This is a genomic window from Streptococcus mitis SK1080 (genome assembly GCF_000220085.1).
GTDB lineage: Bacteria > Bacillota > Bacilli > Lactobacillales > Streptococcaceae > Streptococcus > Streptococcus mitis_K.
In genome coordinates this window covers 1-18,394 of sequence record NZ_AFQV01000011.1, presented here as the reverse complement: position 1 = coordinate 18,394, position 18,394 = coordinate 1, and the positions used below count along the sequence as shown (strand labels likewise).

The window sequence follows — 18,394 nt, the reverse complement described above, 5'->3', positions numbered from 1 at the left end:
TATTCAAACCAGAAAACCTCTCGCTTTCATATTCTCAGTTACTTTGGATAAGTCCTCGAGCTATTAGTATTAGTCCGCTACATGTGTCGCCACACTTCCACTTCTAACCTATCTACCTGATCATCTCTCAGGGCTCTTACTGATATATAATCATGGGAAATCTCATCTTGAGGTGGGTTTCACACTTAGATGCTTTCAGCGTTTATCCCTTCCCTACATAGCTACCCAGCGATGCCTTTGGCAAGACAACTGGTACACCAGCGGTAAGTCCACTCTGGTCCTCTCGTACTAGGAGCAGATCCTCTCAAATTTCCTACGCCCGCGACGGATAGGGACCGAACTGTCTCACGACGTTCTGAACCCAGCTCGCGTGCCGCTTTAATGGGCGAACAGCCCAACCCTTGGGACCGACTACAGCCCCAGGATGCGACGAGCCGACATCGAGGTGCCAAACCTCCCCGTCGATGTGAACTCTTGGGGGAGATAAGCCTGTTATCCCCAGGGTAGCTTTTATCCGTTGAGCGATGGCCCTTCCATACGGAACCACCGGATCACTAAGCCCGACTTTCGTCCCTGCTCGAGTTGTAGCTCTCGCAGTCAAGCTCCCTTATACCTTTACACTCTGCGAATGATTTCCAACCATTCTGAGGGAACCTTTGGGCGCCTCCGTTACCTTTTAGGAGGCGACCGCCCCAGTCAAACTGCCCGTCAGACACTGTCTCCGATAGGGATCACCTATCTGGGTTAGAGTGGCCATAACACAAGGGTAGTATCCCAACAACGTCTCCTTCGAAACTGGCGTCCCGATCTCGTAGACTCCTACCTATCCTGTACATGTGGTACAGACACTCAATATCAAACTGCAGTAAAGCTCCATGGGGTCTTTCCGTCCTGTCGCGGGTAACCTGCATCTTCACAGGTACTAAAATTTCACCGAGTCTCTCGTTGAGACAGTGCCCAAATCATTACGCCTTTCGTGCGGGTCGGAACTTACCCGACAAGGAATTTCGCTACCTTAGGACCGTTATAGTTACGGCCGCCGTTTACTGGGGCTTCAATTCATACCTTCGCTTGCGCTAAGCACTCCTCTTAACCTTCCAGCACCGGGCAGGCGTCACCCCCTATACATCATCTTACGATTTAGCAGAGAGCTGTGTTTTTGATAAACAGTTGCTTGGGCCTATTCACTGCGGCTGACTTAAAGTCAGCACCCCTTCTCCCGAAGTTACGGGGTCATTTTGCCGAGTTCCTTAACGAGAGTTCTCTCGCTCACCTGAGGCTACTCGCCTCGACTACCTGTGTCGGTTTGCGGTACGGGTAGAGTATGTTTAAACGCTAGAAGCTCTTCTTGGCAGTGTGACGTCACTAACTTCGCTACTAAACTTCGCTCCCCATCACAGCTCAATGTTATAGAACTAAGCATTTAACTCAATTCACACCTCACTGCTTAGACAGACACTTCCAATCGTCTGCTTTAGTTAGCCTACTGCGTCCCTCCATCACTACATACTCTAGTACAGGAATATCAACCTGTTGTCCATCGGATACACCTTTCGGTCTCTCCTTAGGTCCCGACTAACCCAGGGCGGACGAGCCTTCCCCTGGAAACCTTAGTCTTACGGTGGACAGGATTCTCACCTGTCTTTCGCTACTCATACCGGCATTCTCACTTCTATGCGTTCCAGCACTCCTCACGGTACACCTTCATCACACATAGAACGCTCTCCTACCATACCTATAAAGGTATCCACAGCTTCGGTAAATTGTTTTAGCCCCGGTACATTTTCGGCGCAGGGTCACTCGACTAGTGAGCTATTACGCACTCTTTGAATGAATAGCTGCTTCTAAGCTAACATCCTAGTTGTCTGTGCAACCCCACATCCTTTTCCACTTAACAATTATTTTGGGACCTTAGCTGGTGGTCTGGGCTGTTTCCCTTTCGACTACGGATCTTAGCACTCGCAGTCTGACTGCCGACCATAATTCATTGGCATCGGAGTTTATCTGAGATTGGTAATCCGGGATGGATCCCTCACCCAAACAGTGCTCTACCTCCAAGAATCTTTTATGTCGACGCTAGCCCTAAAGCTATTTCGGAGAGAACCAGCTATCTCCAAGTTCGTTTGGAATTTCTCCGCTACCCACAAGTCATCCAAGCACTTTTCAACGTGCCCTGGTTCGGTCCTCCAGTGCGTCTTACCGCACCTTCAACCTGCTCATGGGTAGGTCACATGGTTTCGGGTCTACGTCATGATACTAATTCGCCCTGTTCAGACTCGGTTTCCCTACGGCTCCGTCTCTTCAACTTAACCTCGCATCATAACGTAACTCGCCGGTTCATTCTACAAAAGGCACGCTCTCACCCATTAACGGGCTCGAACTTGTTGTAGGCACACGGTTTCAGGTTCTATTTCACTCCCCTCCCGGGGTGCTTTTCACCTTTCCCTCACGGTACTGGTTCACTATCGGTCACTAGGGAGTATTTAGGGTTGGGAGATGGTCCTCCCAGATTCCGACGGGATTTCACGTGTCCCGCCGTACTCAGGATACTGCTAGGTACAAAGACTATTTTAAATACGAGGCTATTACTCTCTTTGGCTGATCTTCCCAAATCATTCTTCTATAATCTTTGAGTCCACATTGCAGTCCTACAACCCCGAAGAGTAAACTCTTCGGTTTGCCCTTCTGCCGTTTCGCTCGCCGCTACTAAGGCAATCGCTTTTGCTTTCTCTTCCTGCAGCTACTTAGATGTTTCAGTTCACTGCGTCTTCCTCCTCACATCCTTAACAGATGCGGGTAACAGGTAGTACCTGTTGGGTTCCCCCATTCGGAAATCCCTGGATCATCGCTTACTTACAGCTACCAAGGCATATCGTCGTTTGTCACGTCCTTCTTCGGCTCCTAGTGCCAAGGCATCCACCGTGCGCCCTTATTAACTTAACCTTATTTTCTGACCTTTCAGTCATAAACTCTTATTAATACTACAGCGTTTTCGGTTTATTTTCTTGTTACTATTTGATATAGATATTCAATTTTCAATGTGCATTACTTGGTGATCTCTCACCAATGGAGCCTAGCGGGATCGAACCGCTGACCTCCTGCGTGCAAAGCAGGCGCTCTCCCAGCTGAGCTAAGGCCCCACAAGACCTCTCAAGACTAAACAAGACCAATGCGCAGTTCCTTATCCTTAGAAAGGAGGTGATCCAGCCGCACCTTCCGATACGGCTACCTTGTTACGACTTCACCCCAATCATCTATCCCACCTTAGGCGGCTGGCTCCTTACGGTTACCTCACCGACTTCGGGTGTTACAAACTCTCGTGGTGTGACGGGCGGTGTGTACAAGGCCCGGGAACGTATTCACCGCGGCGTGCTGATCCGCGATTACTAGCGATTCCGACTTCATGTAGGCGAGTTGCAGCCTACAATCCGAACTGAGACTGGCTTTAAGAGATTAGCTTGCCGTCACCGGCTTGCGACTCGTTGTACCAGCCATTGTAGCACGTGTGTAGCCCAGGTCATAAGGGGCATGATGATTTGACGTCATCCCCACCTTCCTCCGGTTTATTACCGGCAGTCTCGCTAGAGTGCCCAACTGAATGATGGCAACTAACAATAGGGGTTGCGCTCGTTGCGGGACTTAACCCAACATCTCACGACACGAGCTGACGACAACCATGCACCACCTGTCACCTCTGTCCCGAAGGAAAACTCTATCTCTAGAGCGGTCAGAGGGATGTCAAGACCTGGTAAGGTTCTTCGCGTTGCTTCGAATTAAACCACATGCTCCACCGCTTGTGCGGGCCCCCGTCAATTCCTTTGAGTTTCAACCTTGCGGTCGTACTCCCCAGGCGGAGTGCTTAATGCGTTAGCTACGGCACTAAACCCCGGAAAGGGTCTAACACCTAGCACTCATCGTTTACGGCGTGGACTACCAGGGTATCTAATCCTGTTTGCTCCCCACGCTTTCGAGCCTCAGCGTCAGTTACAAGCCAGAGAGCCGCTTTCGCCACCGGTGTTCCTCCATATATCTACGCATTTCACCGCTACACATGGAATTCCACTCTCCCCTCTTGCACTCAAGTTAAACAGTTTCCAAAGCGTACTATGGTTAAGCCACAGCCTTTAACTTCAGACTTATCTAACCGCCTGCGCTCGCTTTACGCCCAATAAATCCGGACAACGCTCGGGACCTACGTATTACCGCGGCTGCTGGCACGTAGTTAGCCGTCCCTTTCTGGTAAGATACCGTCACAGTGTGAACTTTCCACTCTCACACTCGTTCTTCTCTTACAACAGAGCTTTACGATCCGAAAACCTTCTTCACTCACGCGGCGTTGCTCGGTCAGACTTCCGTCCATTGCCGAAGATTCCCTACTGCTGCCTCCCGTAGGAGTCTGGGCCGTGTCTCAGTCCCAGTGTGGCCGATCACCCTCTCAGGTCGGCTATGTATCGTCGCCTTGGTGAGCCGTTACCCCACCAACTAGCTAATACAACGCAGGTCCATCTGGTAGTGATGCAATTGCACCTTTTAAGCAAATGTCATGCAACATCTACTATTATGCGGTATTAGCTATCGTTTCCAATAGTTATCCCCCGCTACCAGGCAGGTTACCTACGCGTTACTCACCCGTTCGCAACTCATCCAGAGAAGCAAGCTCCTCCTTCAGCGTTCTACTTGCATGTATTAGGCACGCCGCCAGCGTTCGTCCTGAGCCAGGATCAAACTCTCATTAAAAGTTTGAGTTCTCACTCATTTCTGTCACTGACAGATTTATTGTTTTTTTCATTGTTCAGTACTACAACAGTTGTTGTAGTGCCCTGCACATTGGTTCGTCTTGTTCAGTTTTCAAAGGTCTTTGTCACTTGCTTCTCTCAAGCGACAACTATATTAGTATATCACAGACGCTTTCGCTTGTCAACACTTTTTTGAAACTTTTTTAATCTTTTTTCATCAAGTGTTCCTACCGCAACATACCATAGTCCGTACGGGATTCGAACCCGTGTTACCGCCGTGAAAAGGCGGTGTCTTAACCCCTTGACCAACGGACCAGAGTTGTTATTTTCAACTCTTACTATTATACCGACTTTTCAAACTTTGTCAACACCTTTTTTAACTTTTTTAAGTTTTTTAAGTTTTTTGCATGAATTCCTAATGAGTACGGATGTCAAACTCTTTAAACACAATACGTAAGTCCTTTAGCACTCTTTGACGCCCTCGGAAGCGTTCATTGCTTAAGACGCGTTCTAGTTCTTCTTGTTTGTCTTTAGTTTGTTTTTTCTATAATCTCTTAGTGTTTCATGAAAGAGATAATAATCATCTAGCCAGAGACCTCCCTCGCTTACTCGATGACTAATCTCACCTACTTCTTCATATGGTTCTTTATCATATCTCCGTTTGTGGCTTTCTTGCTTACGAAGATAATCTAAAATTCGATTCCGGAATTTTGTTTTGAAATATTGCCTTAAACGAGGGATATCTTCTACAAGCCCTTCTTCTCTACTGATCAATTCATGTAAGCAAATCATTCCCTCTTGGTCCCAGTCCGACAATTCCCATAAATGAAGGTAATATTCATTTCTACACTTATATACAATTCCTTGGACTTCTTCATATAATTCTTTAATCATAATCTTCCCCTTTCTGTATACAGTCTAATAGATTCAGAAACACTTTTGGTACATTTCATCCATTCTGCACCCTTTAGCTCCTCAACTGCACAAAAAAGAGAGGACAAGCCTCTCTTTGGGTTATTTTTCGTCATTCATTTTTGACTTTACTTCATCATAGGATAGTGCATGAGATTCCTCTTCTACTGTTTCAGGCATCTTTCCTGTTTCATAGAGAGATTTAATTTGTGTACTATCCAATGTTTCGTATTTCAATAATGCTTCTGCAATCAACTTGTGAGTTTCACGATTTGACTGAATAATTTCAGCAGCTTTATTTCGTGCATCATTCAACAATGAACGAACCTCTTCGTCAATTTCATAAGCTGTTTGTTCTGAAATTGATTTTTGAGGGCTTTGTGCACCAAACATGGCATGATTTCCTTCATATTGTACTGGGCCAAGTTTTTCACTCATACCGTACTCTGTAACCATTGCACGCGCCATTTGTGTCGCCTGTTCAAAGTCGTTTGAAGCTCCTGTAGTTTGGACATTAAAGATAATTTCTTCAGCTACACGTCCACCCATTAAGCCAGCCAGTTGCTCTTTCATATCTTCTTTGGATAGAAGCATTTGATCTTCCTTAGGAAGTGCAATCATATAACCACCTGCACGGCCACGTGGTACAATTGTAACCTTATGGACAACGCGGGCATTCGATAAGACTAGACCAACAATGGTATGTCCTGCCTCATGATAGGCAACCAATTCACGTTCTTTTTGTGAAACTGTCTTATCTTTCTTAGAAGGACCAGCAATAACTCTATCTTCTGCTTCATCAATATCTGAAGCATCAATTATCGATTTATTGCGACGAGCAGCAACTAAAGCCGCTTCATTCAAGACATTCTCTAAATCAGCACCAACAAAACCTGGAGTTTGTTGAGCAACTAATTTCAAATCTACATCTTCTGCTAAAGGCTTGTTCTTAGCATGAACTTTCAAGATTGCTTCACGACCTTTAACATCAGGGCGACCAACCAAGACTTTTCTATCAAAACGTCCTGGGCGCAGAAGGGCAGGGTCAAGTACATCTGAACGGTTTGTCGCAGCGATGACAATAATCCCTTCATTTCCCTCAAAACCATCCATCTCAATCAAAAGTTGGTTCAAGGTTTGCTCACGTTCATCATTACCTCCGCCAAGACCGACTCCACGTTGACGTCCAACAGCATCAATTTCATCGATAAAGATGATAGCTGGTGCTGCTTTTTTGGCATCTTCAAAAAGAGAGCGAACACGACTAGCTCCAACTCCGACAAACATTTCTACAAAGTCAGAACCTGAAATACTAAAGAATGGAACACCTGCTTCTCCGGCTACTGCCTTAGCAAGCAAAGTTTTACCTGTTCCTGGAGGTCCCTCCAAAAGAACACCTGCTGGAATACGGGCTCCAAGTTTCGTAAATCGTTTTGGATCTTTTAAGAATTCAACAACTTCAACTAGTTCTTGTTTTTCTTCTTCAGCTCCAGCAACATCTGAAAATCTTACTTTAATATCTTCTTTATTTGCGGCTTTAGCCTTACTACGTCCAAAACTCATTGGGTTACGGCCATTATTTCCTCCCATATTTCCCATCATAGAGAATAGGAAGAAGAATAGAATACCGAATGGCACAATTGATACAAGAATATTAATCCACATACCACTTGAACTTTCATGCTTAACAGTTACTTCTGCCTTATGGTCAGAAGCAAGTTTTTGCAATTCTGATACTGTAGTATCTGAAGGAAGAATAATACTTGAAAATTTCTCTACTGTTGTAGCAGAAGGAGAAAAGAACTGAATGCCTGTTTCTTCTTTACTTGTTTTAGGATTTTTATAGACACCCGAAACTTCGATAACACTACCATTTGGTTGGTAAGTCAATTCTTTTACATTGTCATCGGTAATTTCTTTTACCAATTCTGTATAATTAATTTGCTCACTTTTCCCTGCAACACTACCTGTACTAAAATACTGATAAGCTGTAACTAGGAAAAAAATAAGTAATAACCATAGAAAAGGATTTTTAATTAAACCATTATTTTGTTTTTTCATTAAAAATTATTCTTTCTAATTTGAATACACTTCTTCTTTCAATACTCCAACATAAGGAAGGTTACGATAATTTTCTTTGTAGTCTAAACCATAACCTACTACAAACTCATTTGGGATAGTAAAGCAGGTATAGTCTGCCTCAATTTCTACAACACGTCCCTCTGGTTTATCCAATAAGGTTGCAATCTTAACAGAAGCTGCATCTCTTGCAATAAACATATCTCGCAAATTCTTCAAAGTTTGACCTGTATCAATGATATCTTCTACAAATAGAACATGTCTTCCTTTGATATCTTGAGTCACATCTTGTTTAATATTGATAACACCACTACTTGCTGTTCCACCATGGTAGCTAGAAACCATCATGAAGTCCATTTCAATATGTGTGTCGATATGTTTAACCAATTCAGCCATAAAAGGAATAGATCCTTTTAAAATCCCAACTAAAATTGGATTTTTTCCTGCATAGTCTTTGGTTAATTGAGTACCTAATTTTTTAGCAGCTTCTGTAATTTCATCGTGTGAAACGAGGATTTTTTTAATATCGTTTTCTAACATTTTTTACCTATCTATTTTTTCTATATAAAGTACAGTGTTCATTATATCATTTTTCGTGTTTTTACTCAAATTACTGGTCGCAATTCCCAAAATTGAGACAATTTCACCAAATTGCTCAATAATCAGAGCTGATTTTCGCTTTTCCATAGGAATTTTCAAATCAATAAATAGACGTCTGAGTTTTTTTCTATGCCCATTTTGAATCAAAACATCTCCTGTTTTTCGATGACGAATGTGTATGGATGTTTCGCGTGAAACAGGTACCTGCTGAATTAATTCACCTTCTAAAGGAAGGCCAAAGGAAAATAAATAACCTTGGTAAGATACCTGATTTTGATAGTGTAACACAAGTTCATCTTCCTTTTCATCAGCCTGCGGACTGATTTTATAAATCCGAAACTGTTGATACTCTTTTATCAATTCATAACAATTTTTAAGCGGATGACGATACTGGCTTTTAGTTTTTAAAATTTGCCTAACTTCTTCAAACTGAGCTTTTGTAAGATTCAAATCTGGAAAACGATTCAGATAAGTTTGAAGTAAAACTCTTTGTGTCGACTCAGAGTAAGACAATAGCTGCTCTAAATTTTCTACATCAATATTCTTTGATAATTCAGCTATAGCTAAGTCATAATCTAAAATTTCATTACCGATACTTAAGATTGCATCTCTAAATCGAGGATTTTCTTTTTCTAATTCTGGTAAGTAAGAGTTTCGAATACGGTTGCGCAAATAATGATTTTCCTGATTTGATATATCTTCAAAGTGAAAAATTGATGGAAAGTCTTTTTTCTGAAAATGCAAGAAGGGACGAATAATTTCTATCTCTCCGACTACTTGCTTCTCCTTAATTCCTGATATATAGCGCAAACGAGTGCCTCGAATCAAACGCATCAAAATCGTTTCCACCTGGTCATCAGCATGGTGGGCAGTAACTAAAGCTGTCGCACCTGTCTTTTTCATGACCTCTTGAAAAAAATCATAACGAAAATGTCGAGCACGCGCTTCTGAAAATTCTCCTGAAAAATTGCTGACATAAATAGGAAGGCCAGCTTCAGCAGCCAACTTCCTTAATTCTTTTTCTTCCCAATCTGATTCTACTCTCTGCTTATGATTCACATGAGCTAGAATCAATTCAATTTCTAACTCTTTTTGATAAGTAGATAATACCTTAAATAGAAACATAGAATCTAATCCACCAGAAAGAGCTAGCACCACCTTAGTATGCTTTTTGAAATATCCCTTCTTGAGAAAATGATTTAAAAAATCTTGTTCCCTCATTTTAGAACCTCATAAACATCCTTGGCTATCTGAGAAATTGTATCATAATCAGAATTCTTAGTGAAAATAGAAAGAATAAATGGAGAATCTGCGTAGACAACACCCGTATCATGCTTAAATTCGTCCGCATCCCCAATTTTATGAGCTACCTTTACAGAAACACCTTTGGCAATTCGCTGATTATCAAAATCTGTTTTAGTCAAAGACTCTAGCACAAATCCATTTTGATTATAAATAGCTTCCATGACCTTCCCGGCCATCTTGGAAGAAATCAATTTTTCTTTTGGATCCCAATCATCTCCCGTAATGGCAGACATTTTGGATTTGAATGTGGCATCAGATTGGTTTGAAATGTAATAACCCAATATATTATGAGCTACATTATCAGATTCTTTAGATACTTTTGTGATTAAGTCCTTGAGAGAATACTCTTTATTATCCTCTTTTTTAGGAAGACTACCACTTCCCTCTGGTTTATAAGAACCTGGAAAATCATTGACTGAAGATACGTATTTTACAGTCGTATCTAACTGATAAAGACCCTCATTTATTTTTCTTGCGCATAATAGAGATAAGGGAGTTTCAAAACACTAGCTGCATACATCTTTTCATTTTGATTGATACCAGCTTCTTTTCCAGTAGTCAGTTGCTTAACATAAATAGAGAATGAATCCTTCTGATATTTTTCAGATAACATTTCTTGGACTTTACTCATCCGATTATCTTCTTCAGAAGTTGATTCTTTAGCTACCCATCCAACCTGATCAATATGTAGAAATTCTCTTCCTTCTACAAACATGATCTTGTCGATTGATACTTGCGAATAAGCTGATAAGGATGATTTCACTTCTTTTAAATCATAAGGACTATTGTACAGTTTAAAATCAGATTCTAACCATACTTTTTTTATTATTGGAGTTACCTCTGACTGATCATATAAAAATCGTTTGTCAGCAGCAATAAATTGATGGTTGGATAACTTAAATACTGGAATTCCTTGTTTATTTAAGCGCCACTCGGTTATTTGAAAACTTGTTTTAGGAGTCAATTTTCCAGATTCCACTACTAAATCTTCATTTGCATAGACAGGAACCTCTCCATAAACCACGGGAGAACTTAATTTTTCTCTAAAATAAATACCAAAGTCAGATTGTGAAAGGTAATAAATTTCTTTCGAAGTATAGACGACTTCTTTTTCTGTGCTAACGACTTTTGAAATGGTCAATAAACTCGGTAGCAACAAAATAATTAAGAATTTACGCATTCTTCCTTTCCTTTTCTTCTTGTAAACGCAATAATTGATTTTTATCAGCCAATTCTTCCAATTTTTCATCCGATAGACTCAAAAATTGCTCTATTACGTCTAATAAATTTTCCATTTTATCACCTTTGAAGCAAGTCAGGAATCGTATAAACTATTTCCCTCGACTTAGAATAATAGTACTTCGCTCGTGTATATTTGGCAGCATAATCCTCATCTTTCAACTTGGTAGCAAATGCTGTCTCCTTATCCTTTTCATCACTCAAAGTTTGATACTGAGTTTGCAAGTCTAATAATTGCTGACGTCGTTGGAGTAATTGCTGATAGCTCTGCGCTAAATTAAAAGTTGGCAAGATAAATAATAGCATAATTAAAATCAATACCCACCCCATAAAACGATTCCGTTTTTGCCGTTCTTTCATCAGGTAGCGACGACGTTGATATTCATTTTGAATAAAAGAATTATTCAATTGTACAATATTTTTAGACATTTTCTTCTACCCGTGTTTCACTGATAATTTCATACATGCCTGCTGCATCTTCTTTTTTTGTACTATCTTTCATCTCTAGTACTTTGACAAGTAGCAACTTATTGCCAAAGCGAATTTCAACTTGGTCATTAACTTTCAAATCCGTTGAACTTTTGGCCAAGATTCCATTCACCTTGATTCTGCCTTTATCTGCTACTTCTTTTGCGACTGTACGACGCTTGATAATTCGCGATACTTTTAAATATTTGTCTAATCTCATCCTTATTACCTCAACTTATTATTGTACCATTTTTATCTATTTTATAGAAGAAAAATATCAAATGGAATTTTCTTCCTTCGACTCTTTTATCTCTAATAAACTTTCTCCAAAAATCAGCAGACCTTCTAAAATTTCATAATCTTTCTTATTTTGGACATCAAATACAAGCTCCATTAATCCCTTATTCTCAGCGATAGCTGCTTTTAAGTTCGTTGCGGATAAAGCTTTAAAATAATCTTGAGCTAAAAACAGTCGTTGAGTGACTTTTTCAAATTGAACTGTAATTTTATTATCTTTTCTTTCCACACGTTGAACAAAGACCTTGTCCAAATATGACTTGACTAAACCAATCTCTAAAAGATAGGCTACTACATCTGGGTATTCTCCAAAACGGTCTATCAACTCCTCTTGTAACTCTTCATAATTGACACGGTTGTCAATTTGACGAATTTTCTTGTAAATTTCAATCTTATGTCGTTGGTCTGAAATATAAGTATCAGGAAGATAGGCATCAATTTGCAAAATCACCTCAGCATTCCCTCTGGTTCTTGTATTAGTGTTAGCATTACCGTTTCGTTTGGCAATAGCTTCCTCTAATAACTGCGAATACAATTCAAAACCAACAGAATCAATGAAACCAGACTGGGATTTTCCTAGGAGATTCCCTGCTCCACGAATCGAAAGATCTCGCATAGCAATCTTAAATCCGGATCCCAATTCTGTAAATCCTTTAATCGCTTCTAATCTCTTTTCAGAGACTTCACTAATTGATTTTTCTGGACGATACATGAGATAGGCATAAGCAATACGATTACTACGACCGACTCTTCCTCTTAACTGATACAAGGTTGACAAGCCCATATGGTCCGCATTTTCAATAAATAAAGTATTGGCATTTGGAATGTCCACCCCTGTCTCAATAATGGTAGTCGTCACCAAGATATCGTATTGTACCTCAATAAAGTCTAATAGAGTATTTTCCAACTGGATTTCACTCATTTGCCCATGAACATAACCAATCGAAGCCTCTGGAATCAACTCCTGTAATTCAGAAACCTTCTGGTCAATCGTGTCAATTTTGTTGTAAAGGTAGTAAACTTGACCTCCACGCTCCATTTCACGCAAAACAGCATCACGAATGACACTATCATTCTTTTCCAAAACATAGGTTTGCACTGGATAACGATTAGTCGGCGGAGTTTCAATAACAGACAAATCTCTGATTCCCAGCATAGACATATGGAGGGTACGAGGAATTGGAGTAGCTGTCAAAGTTAGGACATCCACTTGTTTCTTCAGTTCTTTCAAGGTTTCCTTATGCTTGACACCAAATCGCTGTTCCTCATCAATAATCATCAAGCCCAAATCAGCAAACACAACATCTTTTGACAAAACACGATGTGTTCCAATCAAAATATCAACTTGACCGTTTTTCAATTTTTCAAGTGTTTCGGTCTGCTCTTTTTTACTTCTAAAACGACTCAATACATCAATATTAACTGCAAAATTTTGAAATCGTTCCTTAAAATTGGTATAGTGCTGTTGCGCTAAAACCGTCGTCGGAACTAGAACGACAACCTGTTTGTGATCATTGACTGCCTTAAAGGCTGCACGCATAGCAACTTCAGTCTTTCCAAAACCAACATCCCCAACTAAAAGTCGGTCCATTGGCTGAGAATCTTGCATATCCCTCTTGATTTCCTCAATACTACGAAGTTGATCATCGGTTTCAACATAAGGGAAAGCATCATCAAAAGCAACTTGCTCTTCATCATCAACTGAGAAAGCAAAGCCCTTCAACTGACTACGCTCAGAATAGAGTTTGATTAAATCGTCTGCTATATCCTCTACCTGGTTCTTAACTTTTTGCTTGGCTTTTTTAAAATGACCATCATTTAATTTATTGAGTTTAGGAGCTTTCCCATCACTTGAAATATATTTAGACAGTAAATGAATCTGTTCCACAGGGATAGAAATTTGATCACCATTTTGGTATTGAACACTAACATAATCACGGTGAATCCCTTTGATTTCAATGGTTTCAATTCCTAAATATTGACCAATCCCATGGATATGATGGACAACGTAATCTCCTTTTTCAAGTTCATTGTAATCTTTTAATCTCTCTGCGTTTGAAACATGCTGTCTTCGAAAACGACGTTTCAATTTCTTTTGAAAAATCTCATGTTCAGTAATCACCAAAATTTTTTCATCTACAAAATGAAAACCATGTCTGAGATTGCCCTCGATTAAGTTTACAGATTCTTTACAGATACTTGACTTATCTCTGGAATCCAATTTAATCTGATATTCCTCTAACATATCCTCCAATGCCTTACTTCCCATTGAATTGCTAGATTGCAAGATAATAGTATAATTCATTTTTTTGTATCGTTCAATTTCTTCTTTTAGAAAAGAAAACTGATTGAAAAATTCCTGCATAGGATATTGATTGAATTGATAAATTTTGTCAAACTTGAGATTTCCTAACCCCTTTTGTAGATTAGAGAAAAAGGTAACCGGACTCTGTTTTTTATAGATTTGCTCTGTATCTGCAAAATACTGCATATCAGAAAATGCTTTACTATTCTGTAATTCTTCTGTAAAGTACTGCGCTAATTCTCTTTCAAAGACTTCATACTGATTCATCAATTTCTGATAATCATCAAAGAATATTGGGGTATCTTTTTCAATATAGTCAAAAACAGTCCATATCCTGTCATAACACAAAGATAAAAATTTCCGGGAATCAGAATGAATTTGTTTTTGGTGAAAACTTGAAAGAATTTCTTCTAAATATGATTTTAAAATAGGTGATAACGTTTTTGAAATTTGTTTTTCTAAAGCTGACTGACCTCGTTGATAATCCTTTTCTCTCAAAAGCATATCACTAGCTGGAAAGATGGTGAGTTCTGTCTGATTTTCTTTCGATAATTGTGTTTCGACTTCAAATGACCTGATACCATCTACTTCATCACCAAAAAACTCAATTCGGCAAGGTTCTAACTGGGATATTTCAAAAATATCTAAAATATCTCCTCGCAGACTAAATTCGCCTTGAGTTTGTACTTGTGTAACTTTTCGATAGCCTATCTCTTTTAACTGATGGATAAGTGCGTGTTGGTCATATTCTTCACCAACTGTTATTTTTACAATACTATCTTTGAATACATTGGGAGACGGTAAAATCAATCGACTTGCTGCGATATTACAAACTAAAATCCCTTTCTTAGATGAATCAGTCAAAAAACGCAAGGCTTCAACCCGTGAAATGATTTTTTCTTGTGAAGACATCAAAAACTCGACCATAGGGGAGTCATCTACCAAAAACGGATAAACAAGTTCCTCACCCAAGATAGAGATAAGATCACTAACCAGTCCTTCTGCCTCTCCATAAGTGAACGTCAGTAACACAATCTTATCTTCTTTTTCTAGACTACTTGCAATTGCAAGAGCCTTAGTAGACGTTGATAAACCAAGTATTAGTTGTCTTTTCTTATCTGTCAAATTTTGATGCCATTTTTTAATCTGATTATTTTCTGAGAATAAATCTAATAAGGTTACCATTTATCCGTTATACCTCTGCATTGTTTTCTCAAAATTTTTCTCTTGTAAATAGTAGTTTACAGAATCGTCAACCTTGTCAATAGACTGTAAAATACCAATATAATCATCCTTGTCAAACTTACTCAAAACATGGTTAACAACTGACATTCCATTTTTAGGTCTTCCGATTCCAATCTTAACACGATTAAATGTCTGGGTTCCAATATGTTGAATAATAGACTTGATACCATTATGACCACCTGCGGATCCCTTTGCTCTTAAGCGAATCTTTCCAACTTCCATGTCAAGGTCATCGTAAATGATGAGTAAATCTTCAATATCCAAACCATAATAAGTTAATAAAGCATGAACCGCTTTTCCACTTTCATTCATAAATGTCGTTGGTTTGACAAGATAAATTTTTTCTCCATTTAGGAAAAAGGATGCTAGGTCAGCTTGAAATATCTTATCATGTGTAAAAGTGACATTCTGTTGCTTCGCTAGTTGGTCAATCAACATAAATCCAACATTGTGTTTTGTTTCAAAATATTTATCCCCTGGATTTCCTAATCCTACAAGTAATTTGGTCATTTATTTTTCCTTTCAAAAGCCAAAAGGGTTGGAATTTTTTTCCAACCTAATTGACACTATTCATTAATTTCTTTAGACATTAAAGCGGAATTCCATAATATCGCCATCTTGCACGACATATTCTTTTCCTTCTTCACGCAAGCGTCCAGCTTCTTTTACGGCTTTTTCAGATCCGTATTTCACTAAATCCTCATATGACATGGTTACTGCACGAATAAATCCTTTTTCAAAGTCTGAGTGGATAATACCAGCTGCTTGAGGAGCCTTCATACCACGCTTAAAGGTCCAAGCACGAACTTCTTTTTCACCAGCTGTGAAGTAAGTTCCAAGTCCAAGTAAGTGGTAAGCTGCACGAGTCAGCTTGTCAACGCCTGATTCTGTCAACCCAAGTGCTTCAAGAAACTCTTGCTTATCTTCTTCGTCTAACTCAGAAATTTCTTCCTCAGCACGCGCAGAAATAACGACTACTTCAGCATTTTCTGTCGCTGCGAATTCACGAATTTGTTTAACATAGTTGATAGAGTCAGGTTCTGAAACCACATCCTCGTCCACATTGGCAACATAGAGCACTGGTTTAGTCGTCAAAAGGAAGAGACCTTTTACAACCTTTTGTTCCTCATCTGTAAATTCGATTGTACGAGCTGATTTCCCATCTTCAAGGACTGGTTTAATCTTTTGAAGAACATTAAATTCTGCTACTGATTCTTTATCTTTTTGCGTACGTGCCATCTTTTCTACACGCGCATAGCGTTTATTAACTGATTCTAAGTCAGCAAGAATCAACTCCAGGTTAATGGTATCAATATCTGCAAGTGGGTCTACAAAGGCATCTTCACGCCCTTGCTCACGCATGACATTTTCATCATCAAAAGCACGAACTACATGAACAATCGCATCTACTTCACGGATATTGGCCAAGAATTTATTCCCTAGCCCTTCTCCTTTTGAAGCTCCTTTTACAATCCCTGCGATATCTGTAAATTCAAATGTTGTTGGCACTGTCTTTTTAGGAGTAATCATTTCCGTCAATTTTTGTAGACGTTCATCTGGAACTTCTACCATTCCAACGTTTGGATCAATCGTCGCAAATGGGTAATTTGCTGCCTCTGCTCCTGCTTTTGTAATTGCATTAAATAGTGTTGATTTACCAACGTTTGGCAAACCAACGATACCTGCTGTTAAAGCCATATTTTCTCATTCTCCGTTTTCATTTCAATCCCTAATATTATAACACAAAAAGGGAAAACTTGCTAACCCTCTAACTAAGACTTCTTAGTCAATAATTTTATTCATTTTTCGATCAAAATCATAGCGTCCCATCATGACAACATGGTCACAATTACTGCATTTTATTTTGATATCTGCTCCTACACGTGTAATTTCCCAACGATTAGCTTTTTTTCCTGTTGATTTGATTGTGCAAGCATGTGGTTTTTTCATTTCAACAAAATTTCCAACTTGATACATACTACTCTCCTTTTCTTTTTCGATTATATCATAAAAGAGGCGAGCCAGGCTCAACCTCTTTCACTTAATTTGTACGAACTGGTGTAATGAGCTGCATGAAGTCCTCATCAGTATCCGCTGGCACAAGTGTGAAGGGACGAACTGCAGAATAAAGCTGATTGTAACCTTTTCGCTATTTAAAGCTTTAAGGGAATCAATCAAATAAGTTGGGTTGAAACTAATAGTCAAATCTTCACCAGTAACCTGATCAGTATCGATTTCTTCGTTTACTTTACCAACTTCTGGAGAGTGAACATGGGCGCTAACAATACCACCTTTAATTTCAAGCTTCACAGTACCATTTTGAGTCGCACTTGATAAAAGACGAGCACGTTCCATTGACTGGCGTAAGTTTACAACATCAAAAGTAATAGTAGTGTTAAAGTCTGTTGGAATCAAGCGATCTGTATCAGGATAGTTTCCTTCTAACAAACGTGTATAGAAGCTAATATTTTCGCTTCTAAAGAGGATTTGGTTATTGGCAAAGAAAATCTCTACAGTTTCAATATCATCTGTAAATACCGCTGAAAATTCGCGTAGAGAACGGCTAGGAATGACAACATCAAAATCATCACTATTTTTCTCAAGCGTTAATTTTTTCTGGCTTAGTCGATGAGAGTCTGTTGCCACTGTTTTTAGCTCCTTGTGTTGACTCAATACAAAATGAACACCTGTTAAAATCGGACGACTCTCTTGTGTACTTGCTGCAAAAGCTGTTTCATTGATAATTTTCTTGAGTAATTTTGTTTCAAGAATTAAAGGAGTGCTTGCTGAAATTTCTTGGATTCGTGGGTACTGTTCGCTATCTTTTCCTTTTAGGGTAATTTCTGATTTTCCACTGGTTAAAACAATTTGATTTTGTTCAATTTCTTTAAAATCAAGAGTCACATCAGGTAGACTAGATACCACATTGATGAAGAAAGAAGCTTCAAGAAGAATCGAACCTAAAGAAGTAATTAACAAACCAGCATCTTCATTTTTTTGAGAAATAAAATTTTCAATTGAAATCTGACCATTTGAACCAATTAAAGTAACACCTTCATTGGTCACGTCAATTTTGACAGTTGATAAAATAGGAATGGCATTTTTTAGAACTAATAGCTCTCTTAGTAATATTTAAGGCTTGTAGAAATAAATTTTTATTAATTGAAAAATGAATCATGGATTCTCCTTTATTTATTTTTAGTATTAG

At 39.3% G+C, this 18,394-nt stretch carries 10 protein-coding genes, 2 tRNA genes, 2 rRNA genes and 3 pseudogenes; all 17 read right to left on the bottom strand.

The window, feature by feature from the left end; all coding sequences use genetic code 11:
• Positions 1 to 43: 43 nt before the first annotated feature.
• Positions 44 to 2,943, bottom strand: a 23S ribosomal RNA gene (locus HMPREF9957_RS05220).
• Positions 2,944 to 3,067: 124 nt separating this feature from the next.
• A tRNA-Ala gene (locus HMPREF9957_RS05215) sits at positions 3,068 to 3,140 on the bottom strand.
• A 51-nt stretch (positions 3,141 to 3,191) separates the two neighbouring features.
• A 16S ribosomal RNA gene (locus HMPREF9957_RS05210) occupies positions 3,192 to 4,737 on the bottom strand.
• Together the 16S and 23S rRNA genes with 2 tRNA genes alongside form the textbook arrangement of a ribosomal RNA operon.
• A 242-nt stretch (positions 4,738 to 4,979) precedes the next feature.
• Positions 4,980 to 5,051, bottom strand: a tRNA-Glu gene (locus HMPREF9957_RS05205).
• Between the two features lie 100 nt (positions 5,052 to 5,151).
• Positions 5,152 to 5,630: pseudogene (locus HMPREF9957_RS05200) on the bottom strand (sigma-70 RNA polymerase sigma factor region 4 domain-containing protein).
• Positions 5,631 to 5,750: 120 nt separating this feature from the next.
• Positions 5,751 to 7,709, bottom strand: a complete 1,959-nt coding sequence (ftsH, locus tag HMPREF9957_RS05195; protein ID WP_000744565.1) for an ATP-dependent zinc metalloprotease FtsH — start codon at positions 7,707 to 7,709, stop codon at positions 5,751 to 5,753.
• 15 nt (positions 7,710 to 7,724) lie between these two features.
• A complete protein-coding gene (hpt, locus tag HMPREF9957_RS05190) occupies positions 7,725 to 8,267 on the bottom strand; it encodes a hypoxanthine phosphoribosyltransferase (RefSeq protein ID WP_000892180.1) in 543 nt (180 codons plus the stop codon).
• A gap of 3 nt (positions 8,268 to 8,270) precedes the next feature.
• The gene (tilS, locus tag HMPREF9957_RS05185; RefSeq protein ID WP_001209056.1) at positions 8,271 to 9,548 is read right to left on the bottom strand and encodes a tRNA lysidine(34) synthetase TilS; all 1,278 of its coding nucleotides are present in this window, start codon (positions 9,546 to 9,548) and stop codon (positions 8,271 to 8,273) included.
• Positions 9,545 to 10,152, bottom strand: a pseudogene (locus tag HMPREF9957_RS13750) (serine hydrolase). The gene tilS and the pseudogene HMPREF9957_RS13750 overlap by 4 nt, the downstream one beginning before the upstream one ends.
• Positions 10,153 to 10,804: 652 nt before the next feature.
• Complete coding sequence (locus tag HMPREF9957_RS13485) at positions 10,805 to 10,927, bottom strand: SP_0009 family protein (RefSeq protein ID WP_000429334.1); 123 nt, start codon at positions 10,925 to 10,927, stop codon at positions 10,805 to 10,807.
• Between the two features lie 4 nt (positions 10,928 to 10,931).
• Complete coding sequence (locus HMPREF9957_RS05170; RefSeq protein WP_000041913.1) at positions 10,932 to 11,300, bottom strand: septum formation initiator family protein; 369 nt, start codon at positions 11,298 to 11,300, stop codon at positions 10,932 to 10,934.
• The gene (locus tag HMPREF9957_RS05165) at positions 11,293 to 11,559 is read right to left on the bottom strand and encodes an RNA-binding S4 domain-containing protein (protein WP_001234978.1); all 267 of its coding nucleotides are present in this window, start codon (positions 11,557 to 11,559) and stop codon (positions 11,293 to 11,295) included. The genes HMPREF9957_RS05170 and HMPREF9957_RS05165 overlap by 8 nt, the downstream gene beginning before the upstream one ends.
• 57 nt (positions 11,560 to 11,616) lie before the next feature.
• The gene (gene mfd, locus HMPREF9957_RS05160; protein ID WP_000258136.1) at positions 11,617 to 15,126 is read right to left on the bottom strand and encodes a transcription-repair coupling factor; all 3,510 of its coding nucleotides are present in this window, start codon (positions 15,124 to 15,126) and stop codon (positions 11,617 to 11,619) included.
• Entirely contained in the window at positions 15,127 to 15,696 is a 570-nt protein-coding gene (gene pth / locus HMPREF9957_RS05155; RefSeq protein ID WP_000163949.1) for an aminoacyl-tRNA hydrolase, read from the bottom strand.
• A gap of 72 nt (positions 15,697 to 15,768) precedes the next feature.
• Positions 15,769 to 16,884 (bottom strand): redox-regulated ATPase YchF, encoded by a 1,116-nt coding sequence (gene ychF / locus HMPREF9957_RS05150; protein ID WP_001218716.1) that lies wholly within the window; start codon positions 16,882 to 16,884, stop codon positions 15,769 to 15,771.
• Between the two features lie 84 nt (positions 16,885 to 16,968).
• Positions 16,969 to 17,163, bottom strand: coding sequence for a DUF951 domain-containing protein (locus HMPREF9957_RS05145; protein ID WP_000285186.1), 195 nt, complete (start codon positions 17,161 to 17,163; stop codon positions 16,969 to 16,971).
• A 64-nt stretch (positions 17,164 to 17,227) separates the two neighbouring features.
• Positions 17,228 to 18,364, bottom strand: a pseudogene (gene dnaN, locus HMPREF9957_RS05140) (DNA polymerase III subunit beta).
• Positions 18,365 to 18,394: the final 30 nt, after the last annotated feature.